Origin of the sequence: Actinoplanes sp. NPDC048791 (assembly GCF_040650095.1) — a bacterium.
In the GTDB taxonomy this organism is placed as follows: domain Bacteria; phylum Actinomycetota; class Actinomycetes; order Mycobacteriales; family Micromonosporaceae; genus Actinoplanes.
The window spans coordinates 1-4,726 of sequence record NZ_JBEZGQ010000674.1 but is presented as its reverse complement, the minus strand read 5'-3'; the positions used below and the strand labels follow the sequence as shown (position 1 = coordinate 4,726).

General features: G+C 71.6%; 6 protein-coding genes. All 6 read left to right on the top strand.

Annotated features, from left to right (window positions below; all coding sequences use genetic code 11):
* Positions 1-618: AAA family ATPase (locus AB0C29_RS34240; protein ID WP_360829171.1), on the top strand; the 618-nt coding region annotated here is incomplete at its 5' end.
* Positions 615-1,598 (top strand): ABC transporter permease subunit, encoded by a 984-nt coding sequence (locus tag AB0C29_RS34235; RefSeq protein WP_360829168.1) that lies wholly within the window; start codon positions 615-617, stop codon positions 1,596-1,598. The genes AB0C29_RS34240 and AB0C29_RS34235, both read left to right, overlap by 4 nt.
* A 127-nt stretch (positions 1,599-1,725) precedes the next feature.
* Positions 1,726-2,028, top strand: a complete 303-nt coding sequence (locus AB0C29_RS34230) for an urease subunit gamma (RefSeq protein ID WP_360829165.1) — start codon at positions 1,726-1,728, stop codon at positions 2,026-2,028.
* A 73-nt stretch (positions 2,029-2,101) separates the two neighbouring features.
* On the top strand, positions 2,102-2,515 hold the full coding sequence (locus AB0C29_RS34225; RefSeq protein ID WP_360829162.1) for an urease subunit beta: 414 nt from the start codon (positions 2,102-2,104) through the stop codon (positions 2,513-2,515).
* 106 nt (positions 2,516-2,621) lie between these two features.
* Positions 2,622-4,340 carry an urease subunit alpha gene (locus tag AB0C29_RS34220; protein WP_360829159.1) on the top strand — a complete coding sequence of 573 codons (1,719 nt, stop codon included), beginning with the start codon at positions 2,622-2,624 and terminating at the stop codon, positions 4,338-4,340.
* A 103-nt stretch (positions 4,341-4,443) separates the two neighbouring features.
* On the top strand, positions 4,444-4,726 hold a 283-nt coding region (locus AB0C29_RS34215), incomplete at its 3' end, for an urease accessory UreF family protein (protein ID WP_360829156.1).

Here is a 4,726-nt window from a genome sequence, read left to right as displayed (position 1 = left end):
GTGCGGCGGGCCCGGCGGCTGAACCCGGGCGGGGACGACGCGCTGGCGGCGGCGCGCGTCGCCCTGGTGGCCCTCGATCCGGCCCAGAAGGCCGGCCGCCTCTCCGGCGGCCAGCGGGCCCAGCTGGCCCTGACCATCGCCGCCGCCAAGCGGCCCGAGCTGCTGATCTTCGACGAGCCGGTGGCGTCGCTGGACCCGCTGGCCCGGCGCGCGTTCCTGCAGAGCCTGATGGAGTTCGTCGCCGAGCTCGAGGTCGGCGTCATCCTGTCGTCGCACCTGCTCAGTGACCTGGAACGGGTCTGCGACCACATGATCGTGCTGACCGGCGCCCGGGTGCAGCTCGCCGGCGACGTCGACGAACTGCTCGCCGCCCACTACCGCCTGGTCGCGGCCCGCGGCGACCTCGACGAGCTGCCACCGGGCGTCGAGGTGATCCAGGCCGAGCACACCGACCGGCAGAGCACCCTGATCGTGCACGACACTCTCGGCGCGGTGCCCGGGATCCCCGTCGAGGCCGAACGCATCGGCCTGGAGGACATGATCCTCGCCTACCTCACCCGGGCCGCCCTCGGTGCCGTCGGTGGTTTCACCCCGCAGACCCTGGAGGCCCACCGATGATCTGGCTGACCTGGCGACAGTTCCGCGGCCAGGCCCTGGTGGCCCTGGTCGCGCTCGGCGCCCTCGCGATCTACCTCGTGATCCTCGGCCTGCAGCTGCGCAGCGCCTACGACACCAACGTCGGCTGCCCGGGCTGCTCGGTGGACTCGGGCACGCAGCTGCTCAAGGACAAGTACTTCTCCGTCCTGCTGCTCACCGGCTTCCTCATCATCCTGATCCCGGCCGTCATCGGAGCCTTCTGGGGCGCCCCGCTGATCGCCCGCGAGCTGGAGACGGGCACGCACCGGCTGGTCTGGAACCAGAGCATCACCCGGACCCGGTGGCTGGCGGTCAAGCTGTCGTTCGTGACGCTGGCCGCGCTGGTCCTCACCGGCGTCCTCAGCCTGCTCTTCACCTGGGCCGCCAGCCCGTACGACCGGGCGCTCAACGACCGCTTCGATCCGCTGTTCTTCCCCACCCGCAACCTGGCCCCGCTGGGCTACGCCGTGTTCGCCGTCGTCGCCGGGATCACCATCGGGCTGCTCACCAAGCGAACCGTCATCGCGATGGCCGTCACGCTGGCCGCGTTCACAGCGATCCAGATCCTGATGCCCACCGTTGTCCGCCCGCACCTGGCCGAGCCGATCACCGACAACGTGCGGTTCACCGCGGTGGCGTCCCACGGCATCTGGACGAATCCGACCGGACAGGTGTCGGTGGAGGGCTACGACGTGCCAGGCGCCTGGATGCTGACCAACGAAGCGGTGCTGGTCGACAGCACCGGGGCGCAGCCCGGCAAGGCCGTGACCGAAGTGTGCTTCACCGGCGACTTCGAGAAGGACAAGGCCTGCCTGGAGGCGCTGAACCTGCACAGCGTGCTGACCTACCAGCCGGCCGACCGGTACTGGACCTTCCAGTGGCTGGAGTTCGGGATCTACCTGCTGCTCGCGCTGCTGCTGGCCGGGTACGCCTTCTGGCGCATCCCCCGCGGCCTCAGCTGACCGGCGTTTCCCCCGGGCGTTCTCCCCGCAGGCGTGGTCTCATCAGGATGATCACGCCTGCGGTACGGGGTAACACGTCGGAAACGTCGAGCTGCAAGCATCGCTGGACGTTCAGGGGAGGTTCCTTTTGTTCCTCAGCCAGCACGAGCAGGAACGCCTGCTCATCCACGTCGCGGCGGACGTCGCCCGGCGCCGGCGGGAGCGCGGTCTGCGCCTGAACCACCCCGAGGCGACCGCGATCATCACGGCCTTCCTGCTGGAGGGCGCGCGTGACGGGCGTACGGTCGCCGAGCTCATGGACGCCGGCCGGCGGGTGCTGACCCGCGAGGACGTGATGGACGGCGTGCCCGAGATGCTGGCCGAGGTGCAGGTCGAGGCGACGTTCCCGGACGGCACCAAGCTCGTCACCGTGCACGGGCCGATCTCGTGAGCGAGCGGAGCGAGCGCAGGCGGCTCAGCCCCTGGGTGCGGCATGACGGCAACGAGCGAAGCGAGGCGTGGTCATGATCGTGCCGGGGGAGATCATCGCCGGGGACGGTGACATCACGATCAACGCCGGGCGGCCGGTGCTCGCGCTGACCGTGCGCAACACCGGCGACCGGCCCGTGCAGGTGGGCTCGCACTACCACTTCGCCGAGTCCAACACGGCCCTCGACTTCGACCGCGAGGCCGCCTGGGGGCACCGCCTCGCCGTGCCCGCCGGCACCTCGGTGCGGTTCGAGCCGGGCATGCCGCGCGACATCGAGCTGATCCCGTTCACCGGCCACCGGATCGTCCCCGGCCTGCGCGGCCTGGCCGGCGGCCCGCTGGACAAGGCCCCCGAGCCGCCACCCGCCGACCCCGACGACATCGAGCCCGCCGGCTCGCTGGACGAGGACACCGGAGAAGACCAGCCGTCGAACGGGAGCCCCCGGTGAAACCAACCGCCGAGCCAGGCCGTCAGGGACGGCCCAGCGTGACACGAACCGCCGAGCCAGGCCGTCAGGGACGGCGCAGCCAACGGGAGCACAGCGAGGCCACGGCGTGACCACACTCGACCGCGGCCGCTATGCCGCCCTGTACGGACCCACCGCCGGCGACCGCATCCGGCTCGCCGACACCAACCTGCTGATCGAGATCGAGGAGGACCGCAGCGCCGGGCCGCAGCCGGGCGACGAGGTCGTCTTCGGCGGCGGCAAGGTGATCCGTGAGTCCATGGGCCAGTCCCGCGCCACCCGCGCCGAGGGCAGCCCGGACACCGTGATCACCGGCGCGGTGGTGCTCGACCACTGGGGCATCGTCAAGGCCGACATCGGCATCCGCGACGGCCGGATCGTGGCGCTCGGCAAGGCCGGCAACCCCGACACCATGGACGGCGTCCACCCGGACCTGGTGATCGGCCCCGGCACCGAGATCATCGCCGGCAACGGCAAGATCCTCACCGCCGGCGCCATCGACAGCCACGTCCACCTGATCAGCCCCACCATCCTGGACACCGCGCTGGCCAGCGGCATCACCACGATCATCGGCGGCGGCACCGGGCCGGCCGAGGGCACCAAGGCCACCACGGTCACCCCGAACGCCTGGCACCTGGCCCGGATGCTGGAGTCCCTGGACCACTGGCCGATCAACGTGCTGCTGCTCGGCAAGGGCAACACCATGTCGAGCGAGTCGATGTGGGAGCAGCTGCGCGGCGGGGCCGGCGGCTTCAAACTGCACGAGGACTGGGGCACCACACCCGCGGTCATCGACGCCGCGCTGCGGGTCGCCGACGCGTCCGGGGTGCAGGTCGCCATCCACACCGACACCCTGAACGAGGCCGGCTTCGTCGAGGAGACCCTGCGGGCGATCGGCGGACGGTCGATCCACGCGTACCACACGGAAGGGGCCGGCGGCGGGCACGCGCCGGACATCATCACGGTCGCCTCGCACCCCAACGTGCTGCCGTCGTCGACCAACCCGACGCGGCCGTACACCCGCAACACCCTCAGCGAGCACCTCGACATGCTGATGGTCTGCCACCACCTGAACTCCTCGGTGCCCGAGGACCTGGCGTTCGCGGAGAGCCGGATCCGCCCGTCCACGATGGCCGCCGAGGACTTCCTGCACGACCTGGGCGCGATCTCGATGATCGGCTCCGACTCGCAGGCGATGGGCCGCGTCGGCGAGGTCATCATGCGTACCTGGCAGACCGCCCACGTGATGAAGGCGCGCCGCGGCGCCCTGCCGGGCGACGGCCCGGCGGACAATCTCAGGGCGAAACGGTACGTGGCCAAGTACACGATCTGCCCCGCGCTGGCCCACGGCATGGCCGAGCAGGTCGGCTCGGTCGAACCGGGCAAACTGGCCGACCTGGTCCTGTGGGACCCGGCGTTCTTCGGCGTCCGCCCGGCCCTGGTGATCAAGGGCGGCATGATCGCCTCGGCCCAGATGGGCGACGCGAACGCCTCGATCCCCACCCCCCAGCCGATGCTCCCCCGCCCGATGTTCGGCGCCTACGGCGTGGTCCCGTCGGTGACCTCGGTGGCCTTCGTGGCGCCGGCCGCCCTGGACGCCCTGCTGGGCGACCGCATCGGCGTCAAGCGGGCGCTGGTGCCGGTGACGGACACCCGCTCGGTGGGCAAGGCGGACCTGCCCCACAACGACGCCCTGCCCCGCATCGAGGTCGAGCCGGACACCTTCACCGTCCGCATCGACGGCGAGGTCATCGAGCCGGACCCGGTGACCGAGCTCCCGATGGCCCAGCGCTACTTCCTGTTCTGATGCCCGGTCGCACGCCGGCAGCGGCGGACAACGGATCCGGCCCGGCGCGCGGCCAATCAGGCCAGGTGCGTGCACGCTCCGAGCGCGCGGCGCGGTGCCCGGGATGAGCCTCGCGACGTTGCTGGTGCTGGCCGACGGGCGGTTGCCGTCCGGCGGGCATGCGCACTCCGGCGGGTTGGAGACCGCGGTCGCTGCGGGGCGGGTGCGGGAGGTCCGGGACGTCGGCGGGTTCCTGCGCGGCCGGTTGCACACCACGGGCCTCGTTTCCGCTGCTTTCGCGGCCGGCGCGTGTGCCCGTACCGGAGCATTTTTGGATCTTGATTCTGGGTTGGATGCCCGGACGCCGTCGCCGGCCCTGCGGCGGGCTTCGCGGGCGCAAGGGCGGG

What these genes read in the sequence shown, in the direction of transcription:
- AB0C29_RS34235 (WP_360829168.1), top strand. Translation starts at nt 615, where the DNA reads ATGATCTGGCTGACCTGGCGACAGTTCCGCGGCCAGGCCCTGGTGGCC.
- AB0C29_RS34225 (WP_360829162.1), top strand. Translation starts at nt 2,102, where the DNA reads ATGATCGTGCCGGGGGAGATCATCGCCGGGGACGGTGACATCACGATC.